The 20,813-nt window shown below is 53.7% G+C and carries 22 protein-coding genes; 3 read left to right on the forward strand and 19 right to left on the reverse strand.

The window, feature by feature from the left end:
- Nucleotides 1-172 precede the first annotated feature (172 nt).
- Genes V7028_RS07715 through V7028_RS07755 form a run of 9 tightly spaced genes read right to left on the reverse strand, consistent with a single transcriptional unit; the run spans nt 173 to nt 7,706 of the window.
- Complete coding sequence (locus tag V7028_RS07715; protein ID WP_334119508.1) at nt 173-991, reverse strand: MBL fold metallo-hydrolase; 819 nt, start codon at nt 989-991, stop codon at nt 173-175.
- A gap of 5 nt (nt 992-996) precedes the next feature.
- Complete coding sequence (bamC, locus tag V7028_RS07720) at nt 997-2,154, reverse strand: outer membrane protein assembly factor BamC (protein WP_334119509.1); 1,158 nt, start codon at nt 2,152-2,154, stop codon at nt 997-999.
- A 24-nt stretch (nt 2,155-2,178) separates the two neighbouring features.
- Complete coding sequence (gene dapA / locus V7028_RS07725; RefSeq protein WP_334119510.1) at nt 2,179-3,057, reverse strand: 4-hydroxy-tetrahydrodipicolinate synthase; 879 nt, start codon at nt 3,055-3,057, stop codon at nt 2,179-2,181.
- A gap of 9 nt (nt 3,058-3,066) precedes the next feature.
- Nucleotides 3,067-3,618 carry a class I SAM-dependent methyltransferase gene (locus V7028_RS07730; RefSeq protein WP_334119511.1) on the reverse strand — a complete coding sequence of 184 codons (552 nt, stop codon included), beginning with the start codon at nt 3,616-3,618 and terminating at the stop codon, nt 3,067-3,069.
- 1 nt (nt 3,619) lies between these two features.
- A complete protein-coding gene (trpS, locus tag V7028_RS07735) occupies nt 3,620-4,657 on the reverse strand; it encodes a tryptophan--tRNA ligase (protein WP_334119512.1) in 1,038 nt (345 codons plus the stop codon).
- A 6-nt stretch (nt 4,658-4,663) separates the two neighbouring features.
- Entirely contained in the window at nt 4,664-5,320 is a 657-nt protein-coding gene (locus V7028_RS07740) for a site-2 protease family protein (protein ID WP_334119513.1), read from the reverse strand.
- Nucleotides 5,320-5,976: an L-threonylcarbamoyladenylate synthase gene (locus V7028_RS07745; protein ID WP_334119514.1), complete on the reverse strand. Its 657-nt coding sequence runs from the start codon at nt 5,974-5,976 to the stop codon at nt 5,320-5,322. Before V7028_RS07745 ends, V7028_RS07740 begins: the two co-directional genes overlap by 1 nt.
- A gap of 11 nt (nt 5,977-5,987) precedes the next feature.
- Nucleotides 5,988-6,872, reverse strand: a complete 885-nt coding sequence (locus V7028_RS07750) for a 3',5'-nucleoside bisphosphate phosphatase (RefSeq protein ID WP_334119515.1) — start codon at nt 6,870-6,872, stop codon at nt 5,988-5,990.
- 15 nt (nt 6,873-6,887) lie between these two features.
- Nucleotides 6,888-7,706, reverse strand: a complete 819-nt coding sequence (locus V7028_RS07755) for a ferritin-like domain-containing protein (protein WP_442918709.1) — start codon at nt 7,704-7,706, stop codon at nt 6,888-6,890.
- An 81-nt stretch (nt 7,707-7,787) separates the two neighbouring features.
- Here V7028_RS07755 and V7028_RS07760 point away from each other — a divergent pair, with 81 nt between their 5' ends.
- Together V7028_RS07760 and hslO are read left to right on the forward strand one after the other, a co-directional pair.
- The gene (locus V7028_RS07760; protein WP_334119517.1) at nt 7,788-8,312 is read left to right on the forward strand and encodes a gamma carbonic anhydrase family protein; all 525 of its coding nucleotides are present in this window, start codon (nt 7,788-7,790) and stop codon (nt 8,310-8,312) included.
- A 23-nt stretch (nt 8,313-8,335) separates the two neighbouring features.
- Nucleotides 8,336-9,256, forward strand: coding sequence for an Hsp33 family molecular chaperone HslO (gene hslO / locus V7028_RS07765; RefSeq protein ID WP_334119518.1), 921 nt, complete (start codon nt 8,336-8,338; stop codon nt 9,254-9,256).
- 18 nt (nt 9,257-9,274) lie between these two features.
- Here the strand turns inward: hslO and ftsB are convergent, their stop codons facing one another.
- From ftsB to V7028_RS07795, 6 genes are all read right to left on the reverse strand, one after another.
- The gene (gene ftsB / locus V7028_RS07770; protein WP_334119519.1) at nt 9,275-9,595 is read right to left on the reverse strand and encodes a cell division protein FtsB; all 321 of its coding nucleotides are present in this window, start codon (nt 9,593-9,595) and stop codon (nt 9,275-9,277) included.
- Nucleotides 9,596-9,641: 46 nt separating this feature from the next.
- The gene (eno, locus tag V7028_RS07775) at nt 9,642-10,925 is read right to left on the reverse strand and encodes a phosphopyruvate hydratase (protein ID WP_334119520.1); all 1,284 of its coding nucleotides are present in this window, start codon (nt 10,923-10,925) and stop codon (nt 9,642-9,644) included.
- Between the two features lie 34 nt (nt 10,926-10,959).
- Nucleotides 10,960-11,817 (reverse strand): 3-deoxy-8-phosphooctulonate synthase, encoded by an 858-nt coding sequence (gene kdsA / locus V7028_RS07780; RefSeq protein WP_334119521.1) that lies wholly within the window; start codon nt 11,815-11,817, stop codon nt 10,960-10,962.
- Nucleotides 11,818-11,842: 25 nt separating this feature from the next.
- Nucleotides 11,843-13,489: a CTP synthase gene (locus V7028_RS07785; RefSeq protein ID WP_334119522.1), complete on the reverse strand. Its 1,647-nt coding sequence runs from the start codon at nt 13,487-13,489 to the stop codon at nt 11,843-11,845.
- 111 nt (nt 13,490-13,600) lie between these two features.
- Nucleotides 13,601-14,245 (reverse strand): 3-oxoacid CoA-transferase subunit B, encoded by a 645-nt coding sequence (locus V7028_RS07790; protein WP_334119523.1) that lies wholly within the window; start codon nt 14,243-14,245, stop codon nt 13,601-13,603.
- A gap of 12 nt (nt 14,246-14,257) precedes the next feature.
- Nucleotides 14,258-14,962 (reverse strand): CoA transferase subunit A, encoded by a 705-nt coding sequence (locus V7028_RS07795; protein ID WP_334119524.1) that lies wholly within the window; start codon nt 14,960-14,962, stop codon nt 14,258-14,260.
- A 211-nt stretch (nt 14,963-15,173) separates the two neighbouring features.
- Between V7028_RS07795 and V7028_RS07800 the strand changes: the two genes are divergently transcribed.
- Entirely contained in the window at nt 15,174-16,826 is a 1,653-nt protein-coding gene (locus V7028_RS07800) for an electron transfer flavoprotein-ubiquinone oxidoreductase (RefSeq protein ID WP_334119525.1), read from the forward strand.
- Nucleotides 16,827-16,976: 150 nt separating this feature from the next.
- Here the strand turns inward: V7028_RS07800 and V7028_RS07805 are convergent, their stop codons facing one another.
- From V7028_RS07805 to V7028_RS07820, 4 genes are all read right to left on the reverse strand, one after another.
- Nucleotides 16,977-17,408: a hypothetical protein gene (locus V7028_RS07805; RefSeq protein WP_334119526.1), complete on the reverse strand. Its 432-nt coding sequence runs from the start codon at nt 17,406-17,408 to the stop codon at nt 16,977-16,979.
- Between the two features lie 75 nt (nt 17,409-17,483).
- On the reverse strand, nt 17,484-17,786 hold the full coding sequence (locus V7028_RS07810) for a DUF2818 family protein (RefSeq protein WP_334119527.1): 303 nt from the start codon (nt 17,784-17,786) through the stop codon (nt 17,484-17,486).
- A gap of 30 nt (nt 17,787-17,816) precedes the next feature.
- Nucleotides 17,817-19,286 carry an NADH-quinone oxidoreductase subunit NuoN gene (nuoN, locus tag V7028_RS07815; protein WP_334119528.1) on the reverse strand — a complete coding sequence of 490 codons (1,470 nt, stop codon included), beginning with the start codon at nt 19,284-19,286 and terminating at the stop codon, nt 17,817-17,819.
- Nucleotides 19,287-19,308: 22 nt separating this feature from the next.
- The gene (locus tag V7028_RS07820) at nt 19,309-20,790 is read right to left on the reverse strand and encodes an NADH-quinone oxidoreductase subunit M (RefSeq protein WP_334119529.1); all 1,482 of its coding nucleotides are present in this window, start codon (nt 20,788-20,790) and stop codon (nt 19,309-19,311) included.
- Nucleotides 20,791-20,813 lie beyond the last annotated feature (23 nt).

Below are 20,813 nucleotides of genomic sequence, written 5' to 3' on the forward strand. Positions count from 1 at the left end.
AGCACCTGCTGAGCCAACACCTGCAGAACCAGCAGCAACTGAGCCAGCAGCAACTGAGCCAGCTGCAACGCCTGCTGAAGAAGAAAAGAAGTAATTTCAATTCGCTTGTAAAAGCGGTTGAAACAAAAACCCCACGCGCAAGCTGTGGGGTTTTTTTATGCCGGAATGTGTTTCAAGCCGCCAGCTGGCCGGGATCCAAAGTCACCCAGTCCACACCTTCGGCCTGGCAGGCAATCTCGAAGGGGATGCCCCGCGGTTGCAGCACCTCGTTCCACATGCTTTGCACAACATCCGGGCAATTGGTTGTTTTGCTCAAATGCGCAGCCACCACAAACTTCAAATTGCCGGAATCCAGACTGCGAAGAATTTCACACGCCACTTGATTGCTTAAATGCCCATAGTCACCCCCTACCCTTTTCTTCAGGCTGGGCGGATAAGGCGAATTGGACAGCATTTCCGGACAGTGGTTGGATTCCAGAATCAAGGCATGTGCACGGTTCAGCATGCCCACCAAATGCGGCGTAGCGCTGCCACAATCGGTCAGAATGCCCGCAATGAATCCGGACAGGGATTCAATCAGCAATTGAACAGGCTCGGCTGCATCATGCGGCACAGGAAAGGGATGAAGCTTGAGGTGTTTGATCTGAAAAGGCGAATGGCTGTCAATTAACACCACCCGCCCCGAATGAAGATAGTCGTTGTCGGTTAATCTGGATCGCAGGGCAGCGCGCCAGGTGCCGTGCGTAAGGTACACAGGCGTTCCGAACTTTCGGCTGAACTTGAATACACCGCTGATGTGGTCGCCGTGCTCATGGGTAACCACAATGGCATCCACTTGCGTCGGGGGCACACCCACCCTTTCAAGTCGGCTTACGGTTTCCTTTACGGCAAAACCACAGTCAACCATCAAGCGGGTGGGGGCACTGCCCAGCCGGCATTCAAACAGCCAACTGTTGCCCTCACTGCCACTGCCTAAGCTTGCAAAACGCACACCAGTTACCGCAATTTGCCCGCAAGCTTCGTCGCTGCTTCCTCTGATATTGCAGCATCCACCGCCGCACCGCGTTCAGAAGTAAATTTCACTGAAGTGGACTTGTCGCCCTCGGGTGCTACAACCACCTGGAAGCGTTGATCTGCTTTCAGACTTTTGTCATCGGATGAACCACCAAATACTTTCCCGAAGAAACCTTTCTTTTCACTTTCCTTGGCGGCTGAGTCTGGAATGTACTTCACGTAATACACGCCATTGGAACGGTCACGATCTTCAACAATGAAACCCGCGCGGTCCAGGGCAAACCCCACACGGCGCCACGCCAGGGGGAAGTCTTCAGCAAGAATAATGGATGTGCCTTCGGACTTTTTCTGAACCGAAACAAGCTCTTGGCCAGCAGGTCGTCCAGACGCAGCGGCGGCTTGCTCATCGCCAGTCAGCTTGGCCATCAAACGGTTCAGCATTTCGGCTTCAAGTTCGGGGTCGGACGGACGATTCATCCAGATCAGGTTGGATTGAGCCTGATCTGTGTAGTTTTCTTCCATGCCGCGGTGGGTCACGAAAATTTCCACACCACCCTCAATGGGCTCGACACGGGTGCGGTAACGGTCGCGGGTGTTACTGGAATAAATGCCATCAAACACCGTACCGATCACCTTGCGAATGCCGTCCATTGGAATGTTCGCGCGGTTCTCGGCCCAGTTGGTTTCCATCAGGCCAATCTTGGGATCGTCCACAGACAATTCAAAACCGGTTTCTTTCCAGAATTCGCGCAACTTGGGCCACAGTTGTTCCGGAGGCATTTTTACCTCCAGAGAACGCAAGTTGCCCACACGCTTGATTCTCACATCCTCGGAAGCGACCAACACCGGCTCAGTGGGTGCCTGGGCACGCGTTCCCGAAGGTCGGGTGCCACCACCGCTGTAAAACTCGGTAGCAGACACGGCGCCTGAACCAGACTCGCCGGGAATCAAAAACTGTTCATCGGCAGACTGTGCAGTCAAATCTGGAGGTACTTCCAGCCCCTGCTCGCGTTTCTCGGCGGTGCGGTAAGCCGTTTTCTGGCCCTCTACGGCCTCTTTGTAGGAGGCGCAGCCCGCAGCGGAGGAAACTGCCACGGCGATCAGCAACAGCTTGTAAGGGGTTGTCTTGTTCAATTCCATGTCTTTAACAGCCTTAAGTGATCTTTAGTCAATCAACCGATGCGCGCGCAAAGCAACGTCTACGGTCTGGTGAAAATTCGATTCCAGTCGGGTCAAGGGCAGGCGCACGCCGGGTGCCATTCTGCCCATTTTGCTTAATGCGTACTTCACGGGAATCGGGTTGGCCTGCACAAACATGGCCTGGTGCAAATCCAGCAGGCTCAGGTTCAGGGCGTGCGCTGTTTTCGCATCGCCTTCAATGGCGGCTGCGCACAATTCGTGCATCAGCTTGGGGGCCACGTTGGCAGTCACCGAAATATTGCCCTTGCCACCCATCAACATCAGGTGCACTGCAGTGGGGTCATCACCGCTGTAAACCGCAAAATCGGGCGACGTGTCGCGGATCAACCAGGCACCACGTTCCAGATTGCCTGTGGCTTCCTTGATGCCCACAATGCCATCGACCTGGCTTAAACGCACCACGGTGGAATGTGCCATGTCGGCAACCGTACGGCCGGGCACGTTGTACAAAACAACCGGCAAATCCACGGCCTCGGCGACCTTGCGCATGTGCAGGTAAATGCCTTCCTGTGTGGGCTTGTTGTAGTAAGGCACAACCTGCAGACTGGCGGCGGCACCCACCTTGCGGGCGTATTCGGTCAGCTCGATGGCCTCGGTGGTGGAATTGCCACCAGTGCCCGCAATAATGGGTATGCGCCCCGCTGCCTGTTCCACGGCCACGCGAATCAATTCGCCGTGCTCTTCCACATCCACAGTCGGCGATTCGCCGGTGGTGCCTACGGCCACGATGGAATCGGTGCCTTGTTCAATGTGCCAATCAATGAGCTGACGGTAGCTGTCATAGTCCAGTGAACCGTCTTCAAACATCGGCGAAACAATCGCGACAATGCTGCCAGTGATCATTTAATCCCTTTAAGTGAGTGTTATTGTTTCAGATTGTATCCCAGACCATGCGCCTGTAATGCCCATGGCCCGTTGAATCATTGCAGGGCTTGGAATGCCTCGCAGCCCCTGTTCAAAACGCAGAATGTTCAATGACGACATACGCGCCAGCAACTCCCCCGGTTGAAGCAGGAATTCAGGGCTTCGGGGCGCCCCGAATTGCGCATTGCCATCCATGAAAGTTTCGTACACCAACACTGCATTTTCAGACTTCAGGTTTTGCAAAAAGTTCGCAAAATGTGGCCGGTGCAGGTAGTTGGTAACCACAATCAAATCATATTGCTGCCCTGCCAGCGGCCAGTGTTCCTGCTCCAGGTCCAGGGCTTCAAACTGTACATTCGCAGGCCACACCTTTTCCGGCGTGTTTTTGTCCACAGCGTGCACGCTGTAACCCAGGCTGGCCAGGTACAAGGCATGGCGGCCGCCACCGCAAGCAAGGTCAAGCGCCCGCAAGCCTGGCTTGACCACGCCATCCACGTGAAGACGTTCAAGGCAACCACGGACCCAAGATGAAGGGGCCATGTCAGGAATAGTCCAGGCCCATGTGCTTGCGCACGTCTTTCATGGTGTCATTGGCCATGGCGCGTGCCCGCTCGCACCCTTCGTCAATGATTTTTCGCACCAATGCCGGGTTTTCTATATAGGCGGCGGCACGTTCACGCATCGGGGCCAACTCGTTGGTCACGGCTTGAATAACCGGCTCTTTGCACTGAATGCAACCAATGCCAGCCGACTTGCAACCTTCTTGCACCCACTGCTTGGTGCTGTCATCGGAATACACCTGATGCAACTGCCACACGGGACACTTGGCAGGGTCACCTGGGTCGGTGCGGCGCACACGGGCCGGGTCGGTGGGCATTTTGCGAATTTTCCGGGAAATGTTTTCCGGCGTTTCGCGCAAAGCCAGGGTGTTTTGGTAGCTCTTGGACATTTTCATGCCGTCCAGCCCGGGCATCTTGCTGGCCTCGGTCAACAAGGCTTTGGGTTCCAGCAAAATCGGCTTGCGGCCAATTTCAGCGCCCTTTGCATCCAGCAATTTTTCTTTGCTGTAAAAGTGGTTGAAGCGCCGTGCAATTTCGCGCGTCAGCTCGATGTGCGGCACCTGGTCTTCGCCCACTGGAACTTGTGTTGCGCGGTAAATCAAAATGTCAGCCGACTGCAGTAACGGATAACCCAAAAAGCCGTAGGTACCCAAGTCTTTGTCGCTCAACTTTTCCTGCTGGTCTTTGTAGGTGGGCACGCGCTCGAGCCAGCTCAAAGGCGTATTCATCGACAACAGCAAATGCAGTTCAGCATGCTCAGGCACTTTCGACTGAATGAACAAGGTGGCCTTTTCCGGGTCAACACCCGCGGCCAGCCAGTCAATAACCATGTCCCACACGTTTTCCTTGATCACTTCCGGCGTTTCATAGTGCGTGGTCAACGCGTGCCAATCGGCCACGAAGAACAGGCAGGGAAATTCGTTTTGAAGTTTCACCCAGTTTTTCAACACACCGTGGTAATGGCCAAGGTGCAGCAAACCGGTTGGGCGCATGCCCGACAATACGCGTTCAGGAAACATGGTGACTTAAAAGTTAAACAAAAAAGTTAACGCACCCAGCCCGATGCTGACAATGGGCTGAATGAACATGGGCAAAATACCCAGCATCAAGAGTGCGATGAGCACGATCATGCCATAGGGCTCGGTTCTGCTGAAACTGTACGCTGCAGAACTGGGCAGGAAGCTGAACAGAATTCGGCCCCCGTCCAGCGGCAAAATCGGCAACAGATTCAACGCCGCCAGCACCAGGTTGACCACAATGCCGGCCTTGGCCATTTCGGCAAAAAACGGTTCACTCAGGCCAGTCATGAACTGCAGCTTCAGGCTGAGTGCCCACATCAAGGCCATGAAAAAATTCGCGCCTGGCCCGGCAAAAGCCACGTAACGAATATCTTTCTTCGGGTTCCGCAAATTGCCGAAATTCACCGGCACCGGCTTGGCCCAGCCAAACAGAAAGGCACCAACTCCCATCAGGCTAGAGGACACCAGAATAAGGATCGGCACCACGATGGTTCCAACCGGGTCAATGTGCTTCAACGGATTCAAGGTAATGCGCCCCGCCTCCAAGGCTGTGTTGTCACCATACATGCGGGCCACATAACCGTGCGCCGCCTCGTGCAGGGTGATGGCAAACAGCACGGGCAAGGCATACACCGCAATGGTTTGAATAATGCTTGCGTCCATCACAGTTCTTCCTGTTCTTCAACGTTCACGGGCTCCAACGGCCCTGTCAACGGACCTGCACCCACGCGCACCACCAGCGGTTCTTCACCGGTCCAGTCAATCACGGTGGTGGGAAATGCGCCACAGTATTCGCCATCATCTACGATCAAATCCACATCGTTGCCTACTGCCTCTTCGGCTTCCCAACCGCTGCGTGCGGGCTCTTCCATGCCTGGCAATTGCAGCGTGGTGGCAATCAGGGCGCCTTCAATGTGTTCCAGCAGCCCCTGTACAACGGCGTGCGCGGGCACACGCAGGCCAATCGATTTTTTGGACGGGTGTGAAACACGCTTCGGTACTTCTTTCGTGGCTTCAAGAATGAAAGTGTACGGCCCGGGAAACACCGATTTCAACAAGCGGTATTGAACGTTGTTCACTTTGGCATAGCTGCCCAGTTCGCTTAAATCCTTGCACAGCAATGCCAAATGCTGCTTCTCGGAAATACCCTTCAGCCTGCGCAAACGCTCCACCGCATTTTTGTCGTCGAGGTGGCACACCAGTGCATAGCAACTGTCGGTTGGAATGGCGGCGATGCCACCTGCATTGATAAGTTCGGCAGCCTGCTTGCACAAACGCGATTGCGGGTTTTGAGGGTGAACATTAAATAACTGCGCCAATGGGGATCCTGTTAGCTGAACAACTTGCCCCAATTATCCCAGATTGGCACGCAACCATCCGGCAAGCGGGGCAATTCACCCAAATTAACCCGTGATTCGGTGGGGCCATGGAAATCGGACCCACGTGAGGCCTTCAAGCCCGACCGCACAGACTTCCTCGCATAGGTGGCGTACTGATCGGTGGTGTGGCTGCCCGTGACCACCTCGATGCCCTCTCCGCCAAGTTTCACAAACTGGTCGACCAGTTCGTCCATCTGCATGGGGTTCAAATCGTAACGACCGGGGTGCGCAATCACGGCCTGGCCATTTGACTCAAGAATCCACTGCACCGCCTGCTTCAGGCTGGCCCACTCATGCGGCACGTAGCCGGGCTTACCGGGTGTCAGAAAGCGCTCAAACACGTCGCGAATGTCGGTGCACACCTTTCGTTCAACCAAACAACGCGCAAAGTGCGTGCGGCTGATCAGGTTCGGGTTGCCCACGTATTTCAGAGCACCTTCATACACGTTGTCAATGCCCACTTTTTCCAGTTGGCGCGACATTTCCATGGCCCGCTCGGTGCGTCCGTTTCGCACGCTGGCCAAACCCTTGTCCAGTGATGAATCGATGTAATCCACATTCAACCCCACAATGTGCAAGGTTACTGCAGACCAAGTCACCGAAATTTCGACACCAGGTACAAAAATCATGTTGTGCCCAGCGGCGGCTTTTGCAGCGCGGGCAAGCCCGCCCACTTCATCGTGGTCGGTCAATGACCACATTTGAACACCATTGGCAGCAGCGCGTGCCGCCAGCTCTTCCGGGGTCAAGGTGCCATCAGACACGGTGGAATGACAATGCAAATCCGCATTGATCAAATGCGGGTCGCTCCAATTGATTTGTGCTGCTATCACCATACTTTTGCAATCGGCTTATTGGGCGGATTGCTCCAATTCAACTTGCATCAACCAGGCCAGTTCTTCTTCCGAAAAACCGGCTTGTGCGCGGGCCTTGAAATTGAATGGCGAGCGGGGATGCGGTGCGGCGTACTCACGCAAACAACGCTCAAACGCTTCAATCGGGTCGCACAGTTCATTGTTGCACACTTCGTTGAACCAGCGGTTGCCTATGGCCACATGGCCTATTTCATCCCGCAGAATAATGTCCAGCACTTCGGCACTCTCCATGTCGCCTGCAACGGCCAGTTTTTCACGAATGGCGGGCGACACATCCAGCCCACGCGCCTCCAAAAGCCTTGGCACCAGGGCCAGCCGCGCCAGCAAACTGCCTTTGGTTTTCTCGGCCATTTGCCAAAGCCCGTCGTGGGCCAGGTAGTCGCCGTAACTCAAGCCGTGTGCAGCAAGGCGATCGCACAACAAGGTGTGGTGGTAAGCCTCTTCTTTGGCCACCTTCAACCAATCGACGTAAAACTGCGTCGGCATGTCTGGAAAACGCACCAGCAAATCAAGCGCCAGATTGATCGCATTGAACTCGATGTGGGCAAGCGAATGCAACAACATGCCGCGCCCTTCGGGCTGACTTATCTTGCGGGTGGGAACACGGGCCGGGTGTACCAGTTCGGGCATGTCTGGGCGCCCCACCGTGGATTGCAGAACTTCGCGCGCGCCGATTGGCAGATCACCTTGAATTGCGTGCACCAAGCGTACCTTTTCCACAGAATTTTTGCATTCCAAGGCCTGCAAGGCGGCACGCCTCAAGGTGACTTCCATTACTTCCTGTTCACTGCCCATGTAAGCACACTGCATAAGGGTTCGATGCATGTTATTTTAAGCCAAACAGGCAAAGGCACCACCCCGAAACAGGAGACGAATGTGGCCAAATACAAAATCAATGGAAAAGAACCCAACATCCACCCCAGTGCGTATGTCGCTGAAATGGCCAGCATCATTGGTCAGGTGCAACTGGACGAAAACACCTCGGTGTGGGATTTCGCCGCCATTCGCGGCGACAACGAACTGATTCACATCATGGAAGGCAGCAATGTGCAGGAAGGCGCCGTGCTGCACACCGACATTGGCTACCCCATGGTGGTTGGCAAGCATGTCACCGTGGGCCATCAGGCTTGCCTGCATGGTTGCACCGTGGGTGAAGGCAGTTTGATCGGCATTCGTTCCGTGGTGTTGAACGGTGCAAAGATCGGAAAAAACTGTATCATCGGCGCCGGCGCCCTGATCACTGAAGGCAAGGAAATTCCCGACCGCTCGCTGGTGGTGGGCTCGCCCGGCAAGGTGATCCGCACCCTGAATGATGATGAAGTGGCCGGCCTGATCGGCGCTGCGTTCTATGTGCAAAAAGCCAAGCTGTTCAAAGACACACTAGAAAAAATTGACGATTAACTTCAGTACCCACTTGCCCACCCATGACAGACACACTACGCACCCTGATATTTGATCAATCCAGTTGCCGTGCACACCTTGTGCACCTGACCGACGCCTGGCAACAGGTGCTCAGCCACAACACCTACCCCGCACCTGTACAAAAAGTGTTGGGTGAACTGGTGGCAGCCAGCACCATGCTGTCGTCCTCGCTCAAATTCGAGGGTTCGTTGATCATTCAAATACAGGGTGATGGGCCCATTCGCCTGTTGGTGGCCGAATGCAACAGCCGCCTGGGGCTGCGCGCCACAGTCAAACTGGCTGAGAACACCCAAATTGCCGAGAACGCGACCTTCAAGGATTTGGTCAACGCCACAGGCAAAGGCATTTGCGCAATTATTCTGGATCCGCGCAACCGCCTCCCGGGACAGGAACCCTACCAGGGTATCGTGCCATTGGCTGGTAACACCGTGGCCGACTCGCTGGAAGCCTACATGCACAGCAGCGAACAGCTTGAAACCCGCCTGATTCTGAATGCAGACGAAAACGCAGCAGCAGGCGTCATGCTTCAACAAATGCCGCAGCATGGCGGCATTGTGTCCAGCAAGGAATTTGATGCCGACGGCTGGGACCGGCTACAAGCCCTGGTCAACACCCTGCAAACACCCGAACATTTGAACACCGACACCGATGAACTGGCCAAACGGCTTTTCTGGGAAGAAGACCCCGATGGGCTGGCACAACGCCAGGCGCATTTTGAATGCACTTGTTCACGGGATAAGGTCGAACGCATGCTGGTGTCACTGGGACAGGCTGAACTGGACGATGCCTTGTCTGAAACGCCCACGGTTGAAATTCAATGTGATTTTTGCAACGCCAACTACTCGTTCACGCGCGATGAATGCAATGCCATGTTTGCAAGCGGCCCAGATTGCCCTGATACACCACCGCCAACCGTGCATTGATTGTTTGGTGCAGCACTGCTATTGGGTTGGGGCTGTCCTGGATTCTGCCCGAGGTTCGCTTCGTGGCTCAATGAGCTGGATAAACAATTCGTTTTTTTTGATCATGCCAAAGTCGTTTCTGGCGCGTTCCTCAATCGCCTCAACCCCTTCAGACAAACTGCGCACATCCCCTTCAAGCTGCTGATTGCGCAAGCGCAAAGACTCATTGACCTGCTTTTGTTGTTCAAGGCGGCCTTCAAGATCGCTCACGCGCAGCAATCCGCCTTTGCCAAACCACAAGGGGTATTGAAGCAAAATCAGCAGTGCAAAAAGGACAAGTGAAATCAGCCTGGGGTTCATATACAAGAAGGCCCCGCAGAGCGGGGCCACCTTCGATTAATACCGATTAATCCAGGTTGTAAAAGGCTGAACGGCCTGGGTAGTAGGCGATATCGCCCAAGTCTTCTTCAATGCGCAACAGCTGGTTGTACTTGGCAACGCGGTCTGAACGGCTCATGGAACCGGTCTTGATCTGCATGGCATTGGTGCCCACAGCGATGTCAGCAATTGTGCTGTCTTCCGTTTCACCGGAACGGTGAGAAATTACTGCGGTGTAACGCGCACGTTTGGCCATTTCAATGGCAGCAAAAGTTTCTGTCAAAGTACCAATCTGGTTAATCTTGATCAGAATGGAGTTGGCAATGTTCTTCTGAATGCCTTCGGCCAGAATTTTGGTGTTGGTCACAAACAAATCGTCGCCCACCAGTTGCACCTTGCGGCCCAGTGTTTTGGACAGGTACGCCCAACCATCCCAGTCATCTTCGGCCATGCCGTCTTCAATAGAAATGATGGGGTACTTGTTGCACCAGCTTTCCAGCATGTGTGCGAATTCCTGCGAACTCAGCTCCATGCCCTCGCCGGCCAGCTTGTACTTGCCGCCCTTGTAGAATTCTGAAGCGGCGCAATCCAGGCCCAAAGCCACCTGAGTTCCGGGCTCAAAGCCAGCTGTTTCAATGGCCTGGATAATCATTTGAATGGCCGCTTCGTGGTTGGCAACCGATGGTGCAAAACCACCTTCGTCACCCACGGCAGTGGACATGCCCTTGTCGTGAATGATTTTTTTCAAAGCGTGGAACACTTCTGCGCCGTAACGAACGGCTTCACGGAAAGAAGGCGCTCCCACGGGCAAAATCATGAACTCTTGCAAGTCCAGGTTGTTGTTGGCGTGTGCACCACCGTTGATCACGTTCATCATGGGCACGGGCAGGCTCATGCCACCCATGCCACCGAAATAGCGGTACAAAGGCAAACCGGTTTCTTCAGCAGCAGCACGGGCCACGGCCATCGAAACTGCCAATGTGGCGTTGGCACCCAGGCGCGATTTGTTTTCCGTGCCGTCCAGGTCGATCAGGTTCTGGTCCAGAAACACTTGTTCCTGGGCATCCAGACCCAGAATCGCTTCGGAAATTTCAGTGTTGATGTGTTCAACCGCGCGCAACACGCCTTTGCCCAGGTAACGGGATTTGTCGCCATCACGCAGCTCGACAGCCTCGCGGGTACCTGTGGATGCACCAGATGGTACGGCCGCACGGCCCATCGCGCCGCTTTCCAGCAACACGTCACATTCCACAGTGGGATTGCCACGGGAATCAATCACCTCACGGCCAATCACGTCAACAATTGCGCTCATAGTTTCCTCTAGGATGGATTAAATTTTTATTGGATTACTGCATCAGGTCTGTTTCAGCCAATGGACCCGACTTGACCAAACGGTCCAGTTCCTGCAACGTGGCCAGCAAAGCCTTCATGCGGGGCAAGGGCCACGCGTTGGGGCCGTCTGACATGGCCTTGGCCGGGTCAGGATGGCTTTCCATGAACAGACCTGCCACACCCACAGCCACGGCAGCACGCGCCAACACCGGCACGAATTCACGCTGACCACCGCTGGCGGTGCCCTGCCCGCCTGGCAATTGCACGCTGTGCGTGGCATCAAACACCACCGGACAACCGGTATTGCGCATGATTGCAAGGCTGCGCATGTCGGACACCAGGTTGTTGTAACCGAAGCTGACGCCACGCTCACACACCATGATGTTTTTGCCGTCACCACCCGCCTCAATGGCAGCAGCACGGGCTTTGTCCACCACATTCACCATGTCGCCGGGAGCCAGAAACTGCCCTTTCTTGATGTTCACTGGCTTGCCACATGTGGCCACCGCTTCAATGAAATCGGTTTGGCGACACAAAAATGCAGGGGTTTGCAGCACATCGACCACGCTGGCCACTGCCGCAATTTCTTCAATCGCGTGAACATCGGTCAACACGTTCACATTCAGGGTTTTTTTCACATTAGCCAGAATATCCAGGCCCTTTTCCATGCCCAAACCGCGGAAACTTTTGCCTGAACTGCGGTTGGCTTTGTCGTACGAGCTTTTGTAGATGAACGGCACGCCAAGCGACTCACAAATTTCCTTGAGTTGCCCGGCCGTGTCCATGGCCATCTGTTCGCTTTCAATGACGCAGGGGCCTGCGATCAGGAAAAAAGGCTGGTTCAAACCCACTTCAAAATTGCAAAGTTTCATACGATATTCTCCTATTGGTTCCAGCTTATAACGCTTTACCCAATTTGTGGGCCAAAGCAGCTTTCACGTAGGCCAGGAACAGGGGGTGGCTGTCCCGTGGGGTGCTGGTGAACTCGGGGTGAAACTGAACACCGAAGAACCACGGGTGATCTGGCAATTCCATGATCTCCGGCAGGTTTTCAGTGGGTGTACGGGCTGAAATGCGCAAGCCTGCGGCTTCAAGCTGCGGCACGAAGTTGTTGTTCACTTCATAACGGTGACGATGGCGCTCATTCACTTCAGGGCCATAAATGGATTCAGCCAGCGTGCCAGGCTTGATCGGGCAACGTTGTGAACCCAAACGCATGGTGCCGCCCAAATCGCTTTGATCTGTGCGCACTTCAACCTTGCCGGTGCTGTCTTTCCATTCCGTGATCAACGCCACAACCGGGGTTTCAACCAAGCTATCGAATTCAGTTGAATTGGCCTTGGGCAGGTTGGCACAATGACGGGCAAATTCAATCACGGCCAGCTGCATGCCAAGGCAAATGCCCAGGTAAGGCACCTTGTTTTCGCGGGCGTATTGAATGGCCTTGATCTTTCCTTCCGTTCCGCGCTTGCCAAAACCACCCGGCACCAGAATGGCATCCAGCTTTTTCAGGGGTTCGGTGCCATGGGCCTCAATTTCTTCAGAATCGATGTAATTGATGTTCACTTTGGTGCGGGTGTGCAAACCGGCATGGTTCAAGGCTTCGATCAAGGACTTGTACGATTCGGTCAAATCCACATACTTGCCCACCATGCCAATGGTAATCGCCTGCTCCGGGTTCTCTTGGGCGTACACAATGTCTGCCCATTTGGACAAATCAGCACGGGGTGCGTCAATGTTAAGCTTCTCCAACACAATGTCGTCCAGCTTCTGGGCTTCCAGCATGGCTGGAATTTTGTAAATGGTGTCCGCATCCCAAACCGAAATAACAGCTTCCAGCTGCACATTCGAGAACATGGAAATTTTTGCGCGCTCGTCGTCGGGAATCCGGCGGTCTGCCCGGCACAGCAGTGCATCTGGATAAATACCGATCTCGCGCAATTTCTGTACGCTGTGCTGGGTTGGCTTGGTTTTCAGTTCACCTGCAGACGCGATGAATGGCACCAAAGTAAGGTGCACAAAGCAGGCGCTATTACGGCCCATTCGCAAGCTCATCTGGCGAACGGCCTCGAGAAACGGCAGTGATTCAATGTCACCCACCGTGCCGCCAATTTCAACAATGGCCACATCTGTTTCACCCCCCCACGCTGCACGGGCACCTTTTTCAATAAAGGCCTGAATTTCGTTGGTGATGTGCGGAATCACCTGCACGGTCTTGCCCAGATATTCCCCACGGCGCTCTTTGCGCAACACGGATTCGTAGATCTGGCCGGTGGTGAAGTTGTTGGACTTTTTCATCTTGGTGGAGATGAATCGTTCGTAATGGCCCAAATCCAGGTCAGTTTCTGCGCCGTCTTCGGTTACAAAAACTTCGCCGTGCTGAAATGGGCTCATGGTGCCTGGGTCCACGTTGATGTACGGGTCCAGTTTCAACATGGTAACTTTCAGGCCACGACTTTCTAGAATCGCGGCCAATGATGCTGCGGCAATGCCTTTGCCAAGGGACGAGACAACCCCGCCGGTAACGAATACATATTTGGTCATGGTGCCAGGCGGCGCTCAGATAGGCGCTCAGTTGGGCGCGCAATTGAACGAATTGTGCGCTGTTTGAAAGCAGAATTATAACCTGAGCGCGCTTGGTTCATGACAGTGAACTTACCTAAACTTCAGCTCGCAAGCTGTTTTTTCTTGCAGTTCTTCTCTGGACACACCCGGCGCAATTTCCAGCACCTTCAAACCTTCCGGGGTCACGTCCATCACGGCCAGGTCGGTGATAATGCGGTTCACCACAGCCTTGCCGGTCAATGGCAATGTGCATTCAGGCAGAATTTTCAGATCGGTTGTGCCGTCTTTCTTGCGGGCCACGTGCTCCATCAGCACCACAACCCGGGAAACACCCGCCACCAAATCCATCGCACCGCCCATGCCCTTGACCAATTTGCCTGGAATCATCCAGTTGGCCAAATCACCTTTCTGACTAACCTGCATAGCCCCCAGAATGGCCAGATTAATGTGCCCGCCACGGATCATTGCAAAGGATTCAGAGCTTGAGAAGAAAGCCGAGCCATCCAGCGTTGTCACGGTTTGCTTGCCCGCGTTGATCAAATCGGCATCTACCTGGTCTTCTGTCGGGAATGGCCCAATACCCAGTAGACCGTTCTCACTTTGCAACATCACATCCATGCCTGCCGGAATGTGGTTGCTCACCAAGGTCGGCAAACCGATGCCCAGGTTCACGTAAAAACCGTCTTGCAATTCACGGGCAGCACGCGCTGCCATTTCGTCGTGATTCCACGCCATTTTTAATTCTCCTTATTGTGCAATGCTGGACAGGGTTCGCTTCTCAATCCGCTTCTCGGGATTGACGTTCAACACCAAACGCTGCACATAAATGCCGGGGGTGTGAATGAAATTGGGATCAAGTGCGCCCACTTCCACAATTTCTTCCACTTCCGCAATCGTAAACTTCGAGGCTGTAGCGCATTCCGGGTTGAAATTGCGCGCAGTCAAACGGTAAATCAAGTTGCCAGACGTATCAGCCTTCCATGCTTTCACCAGCGAAATGTCCGCTTTCAAGCTGTGCTCCAACACGTAATTCTCGCCATCGATCAGCCGTGTTTCCTTGCCATCGGCAATCACCGTGCCAAAACCGGTTTTGGTGAAGAACGCAGGAATGCCCGCGCCGCCCGCCCGAAGCTTTTCAGCCAAAGTACCTTGTGGTGTGAATTCAAGTTCAAGTTCACCACTGAGGTATTGGCGCTCGAACTCTTTGTTCTCGCCCACATAAGAAGAAATCATTTTGTGAACCTGACGGGTTTCCAGCAGGCGGCCAAGGCCAAAGCCATCCACGCCAGCATTGTTTGAAATCACCGTCAGGTTTTTCGCACCCGAAGCACGCACCGCCTCGATCAGCGCTTCCGGAATGCCGCACAGGCCAAAACCACCCACAGCCAGGGTCATGCCATCCCTGATTTTGCTGGCCAAGGCTTCTGTGGCGCTGGCCGAAACTTTGTTCATCCCCATATCCTGATTCCTTATGCTTTGAATTTGTGCAGATAGTTTAACGTTTTAGAGCTTACAATCTTCTTGCTGCAACGCACAAAAGCAAGTTTCTCAGACTAGAGATCAAAGTCAACTATTTTTTCCCGATATGCAATAAGCTTTCGGCTTAAAATCAAAGCTGCACCTCGCTGTAGCACTTGCGACAAACTTTAAGGAGACGCACCCAATGTCGGCTGTCGAAAGAGACATGATGGAATACGACGTGTTGGTAGTTGGTGGAGGCCCCGCAGGCCTGTCAACAGCCATCCGCCTGAAACAAGTGGCCGCTGAAAAGGGCCAGGAAATCAATGTCTGCGTGCTTGAAAAAGGCTCTGAAGTGGGCGCACACATCCTTTCAGGCGCAGTGATGGACCCCCGCGCAATCGCTGAATTGTTTCCCGACTGGAAAGAACGCGGCGCGCCATTGAACACCGAAGTAAGCGAAGACCAGTTTTTGTTCCTGACAGAAACGTCAGCCAAGAAAGTGCCCAACGCACTGTTGCCCGAATGTTTTCAAAACCACGGCAACTATGTGATCAGCCTGGCGAACGTGGTTCGCTGGCTGGGTGAACAAGCCGAAGCATTGGGCGTTGAAGTATTCCCGGGCTTTGCGGGTGCCGAAGTGCTGTACCACGAGAACGGCGCAGTGAAAGGCGTTCAAACAGGCGACATGGGCATAGGCAAGGATGGCGAACACACCCACGCCTACCAGCCAGGCATGGAACTGCACGCCAAGTACACCGTGTTTGCAGAAGGTGTGCGGGGTCATTTGGGCAAGCGGGTCATTGAAAAGTTCAACTTGAACGAAGGCCGTGACCCACAGGTTTATGGCATTGGCTTGAAAGAACTCTGGGAAATTGACCCAGCCAAACACAAGCCTGGTTTGGTAATTCACTCGGGCGGTTGGCCGCTCAATTCCAGCACCTATGGCGGTTCGTTTTTGTACCACCTTGAAAACAATCAGGTTGCTGTGGGCTTCGTGGTTGGTTTGGCTTACGACAACCCCTACCTGTCACCGTTCGAAGAATTCCAGCGTTACAAAACACACCCGGAAATTCGCAAGTATTTCGAAGGTGGCAAGCGCATTTCCTACGGCGCACGTGCCATTGCAGCGGGTGGTTTGATGAGCCTGCCCAAGCTGGTATTTCCCGGTGGCGCACTGGTGGGTTGCGACGCAGGTTTCCTGAATGCATCAAGAATCAAAGGTTCGCATGCAGCGATCAAGAGTGGCATGCTGTGTGCTGACGCGATTGCCGATGCCCTGGCTCAAGACCGCGCTGGCGACGAATTGGAAGCCTATCCAAAAGCATTCCACGATTCATGGCTGTTCGATGAACTGTACCGCGCCCGCAATTTCAAACAATGGATGAGCAAAGGCCTGTACACCGGCACCATGATGGTGGGTATTGAACAAAAGCTGTTCAAAGGCAAGGTGCCCTGGACCTTGCACCACAAGCACGCAGACCATGAATGCCTGCGCCCTGCTTCCGAATTTCAACCGATCAACTACCCAAAGCCAGATGGCAAAATTACGTTTGATCGCTTGAGCTCCGTGTTCATTTCCAACACGAACCACGAAGAAAACCAGCCTGCACACCTGACCTTGAAAAATGCAGAGGTACCCGTGGCCACCAACCTGGCCACGTATGCTGGCCCCGAGCAGCGTTACTGCCCGGCTGGCGTGTATGAATATGTAAAAAAGGAAGATGGCAAAGACCAGTTGCAGATCAACGCCCAGAACTGCGTGCACTGCAAAACCTGTGACATCAAAGACCCGACACAGAACATCGTGTGGGTGACACCGGAAGGTGGTGGTGGGCCGAACTACCCGAACATGTAATTGCAGATGAAACGCCGACCACCTGGTCGGCGTTTTTGCTTGGGTGGTGCGCTCTCGCAAAACCAGCGAGCAAAAATGCATGCGCCGCTAGCGCGGTGCTGTGTTCATTTTGCCGATTCAGGCGCCCCCCCGCATGCCCCGAGCCAGCAATCAAGACGCCAGGTCGCTCGTGGTTTCGTTCAGCAGCCTGGAGTTTTCATTCGCATCAATCTCAAAGGTGTATTCGCCTTTCACGACATGGGTGATGTACGTGAAACGGCCATTCACCGTGACCCGATCCAGGCTCAGCTCGTAATAGCAGCCTGCCGTTTGCCCACACCCATTTTCAAACAGGTAACGGCTGGTTTCTTCATCAATCCAGTTCACCGAATATTTTTGATCATCGATGAAAACCTTCACAGGTTTCCACTCGGTTTCACAAAAATTCTCGATCACTTGCGCGCCACGCGCTTTGTAAACCAACTCACAATCGGTCTTGGCAAGAAACTGCAATTTGCGCGTTGTTACTTCAGGCGAATTCGTGCAGGCAACAAGAATCATCAATACACACGCGCCGACGAGTCCGTTAAGCAAACGTTTCATGATATGAATCCTTGGAAGAGCGTTTACTTTGAACGCAACACAGCGACAGCGGGTGTACAAGGCGGGATCTTGCCTTCAGCCTTTTGGCGAGCGCCACAAGAAGCGGTAAACAAAACCGGGAAATGCGAACACCAGAAACAGGCAAGCCGTGAGCGCGAAAAACTCCCAACGCTGCGGTGTGACCTGGCTTAAGCTGCCCTCAATGGCAAAGCCGATCAAACCCACGATGAAGTAGCCCGCAATGACTTCAAGCACGCGGGTCCAGCCACCTTTTTTGACCACAGGCAGAACACCCATGATGCGGTTGCTCACAAAAGGCAGATTCGCAAACAGCAAGGCCAAGCCAAACAACAACCAATGCCCAATCGTCTGCGTCAAAACCCGCCCCTTGTGAATTCGTGAATACTATTAACCCGCCAGCGTTTGCTGGATGGCAGCCATACAGTATGCCATCAAAGGCGCAGGCAACAAGCCCAGCACGATCACGGCCAAACCATTTATACCAAGCACGGCGCGCGCGTCATTGCCCATCACAATCTCAGTTTCATCCGCGGGTGCTTCAAAGTACATTGTTTTCACAATGCGAATGTAATAGAAGGCACCCACCAGGCTGAACATGACCGCATAAACCGACAACCACACCTGACCAGTGGCCAACAAGGCTTTAAGCACCAGCAACTTGGCAGCGAAGCCAACCATGGGTGGAATGCCTGCCAGCGAGAACATCAAGAGCAACATGATCAATGCCAACCAGGGCGCACGCTTGTTCAAACCCTTCAGGTCGCTGATTTTTTCTACCTCAAAGCCCTTGCGGGACATCACCATGATCACACCGAAGGTGCCCAGTGTGGTCAACACATACGTGATGCTGTAGAACATGGCCGATGAATACGCTTGCGCGGCGTTGCCTGTCTCTTCCCCAGTTACACCGGAGAGAAAACCCAACAACATGAAACCCATTTGCGCAATGGTTGAATAGGCCAGCATACGCTTCAAACTGGTTTGTGCAATCGCTGTCAGGTTACCGATGGCAAGTGAAGCAATGGCCAACACCATCAGCATGTTTTGCCAATCGAAAGCCATGACAAACAGGCCATCGACCAACAAACGCATCAACATGGCAAAGGCTGCCAATTTTGGCGCACCACTGATCAGCAATGTGGCAATTGAAGGCGAACCTTCATACACATCAGGCACCCACATGTGAAACGGCACTACACCCAGTTTGAACGCAAGGCCCGCCACCAGAAACACGATGCCGAAGATGAAGATGATCGACTTCTCACCAGACACCGCCGCAGTGGCTGCGAATGCGATGTCAGAATGATTCAACGAGCCTGTTGCACCGTAAATCATCGACATGCCGTACAGCAAAAAGCCCGAAGCCAAGGCACCCAGCACAAAGTACTTCATCGATGCTTCCGTAGCGCGCACATTGTCGCGCTGCATGGCCACAGCCGCATACAAGCTGAGTGACAACAGTTCAACGCCCAGATACACCAACAACAGGTTGTTGGCAGAAATCATGACCATCTGGCCCAGCAAAGTGAATAACACCAATGCGTGCAACTCGCCTTTGAACATGTCGCGGTCTTTCGCATAGTTCGCCCCCACAATCAGGGTGAAAGCAATGGCCAAGGCGGAAAAGCCTTTCAAGGCCAATGCCATGCTATCTGCGATGTACATATTGGTAAAAGCCAGCTCGGTGCCAGTGGTGGGTACTTGCGCCAGGCAATACACACCCAGGCCGATACAGAACAACACCACGATGTTGTGCAGCATCGGCAAAATGCGACCCTTGGTCACGCTGTCGGCAATCAGAAAAGCGCAGGCGAAAAGCGCCAGGGCAATTTCAGGAATAGCGAGTGAGAGATTCATCTGATCCACGAACATTCCTCAATTAAAGCTTGGACTGAGCCACATGTTGCAACAGGGCATCGACAGACACCTGCAACACATCAGTAAAGGGTTTGGGGTACAGGCCCATGGCCATCACCAGAATTGCCAATGCACCCAACATCAGAAATTCACGGGTGTTCACATCGGTCAATTGTTTCACGTTGTCATTGGCCACTTCACCAAACACCACGCGCTTGTACATCCACAGCGAATAAGCTGCACCTAAAATCAGGGTGCTTGCAGCCAGCAAACCAATCCAGAAGTTGTACTTCACCGCGCCCAGAATCACCATGAATTCACCGACAAAACCACTGGTTGCAGGCAAGCCTGCGTTGGCCATGGCGAACAGCAGAAAGAAGGCTGCAAACTTGGGCATGGTGTTGACCACACCGCCATAGGCTGAAATTTCACGGCTGTGAACGCGGTCGTACAGTACACCAATACACAGGAACATCGCGCCCGACACAAATCCGTGAGAAATCATCTGGATGATGGCGCCCTGCACTGCCAGGTCCTGAAACATGAAGAAACCAAGGGTGACAAAACCCATGTGCGCAATCGATGAATACGCCACCAGCTTTTTCATGTCTTTCTGAACAAGCGCAACCACTCCGATGTAAATGACAGCAATCAGCGACAAGGTGATCATGAAGCCCGCCAGTTCATGGCTTGCATCTGGCGCAATCGGCATGCTGAATCGCAGGAAGCCATAAGCACCCAGCTTCAACATGATGGCTGCCAGTACCACCGAACCACCAGTGGGCGCTTCCACGTGGGCATCGGGCAACCAGGTGTGCACCGGCCACATGGGTACCTTCACGGCAAAGGCCATGAGGAAAGCCAGGAAGATCAGTATTTGCTCGGTCATGCCCAATGGCAGCTTGTGCCAGGCAGCAATTTCAAAAGTACCAGACTGGAATTGCAAGTAAATAAGCGCGACCAGCGTAAGCAAAGAACCCAGCAGCGTGTACAGGAAAAACTTGAACGCTGCATAGATGCGATTGGGGCCACCCCATACACCCACGATGATGTACATCGGGATCAGGGTTGCCTCGAAGAACACATAGAACAACAAACCATCGGTGGCGGCGAATACACCTACCATCAAACCCGACAAAATCAGGAATGCGGCCATGTACTGCGCCACTTTTTCAGTGATCACTTCCCAGGCTGCAACAACCACGAAAACGGTGATCAAGGCGGTCAGGATGATGAACCACACCGACAAACCATCGACACCCAAACCGTAGGACGCACCGAAGGCTTCAATCCATGGCAGATTCTCAACAAACTGCAGTTGTGCAGTGCTGGTGTCAAAACCAAAATACAGGGGCAAGGTGACCACAAAGCTGACCAAGGCAGTCAACAGCGCTGCACCACGAACCATGCCCGCGTTCTTGTCATTGCCCAAGGCCATGATCAGCACACCAAAGGCGATTGGCAGCCAGATCGCCAAACTTAGAAAAGGAATATTGTTAGACATTGATATTTTCCAATCGTAAGAAC

The sequence above is a fragment of the Limnobacter sp. genome (assembly GCF_036846585.1).
Taxonomy (GTDB): Bacteria; Pseudomonadota; Gammaproteobacteria; order Burkholderiales; family Burkholderiaceae_B; genus Limnobacter.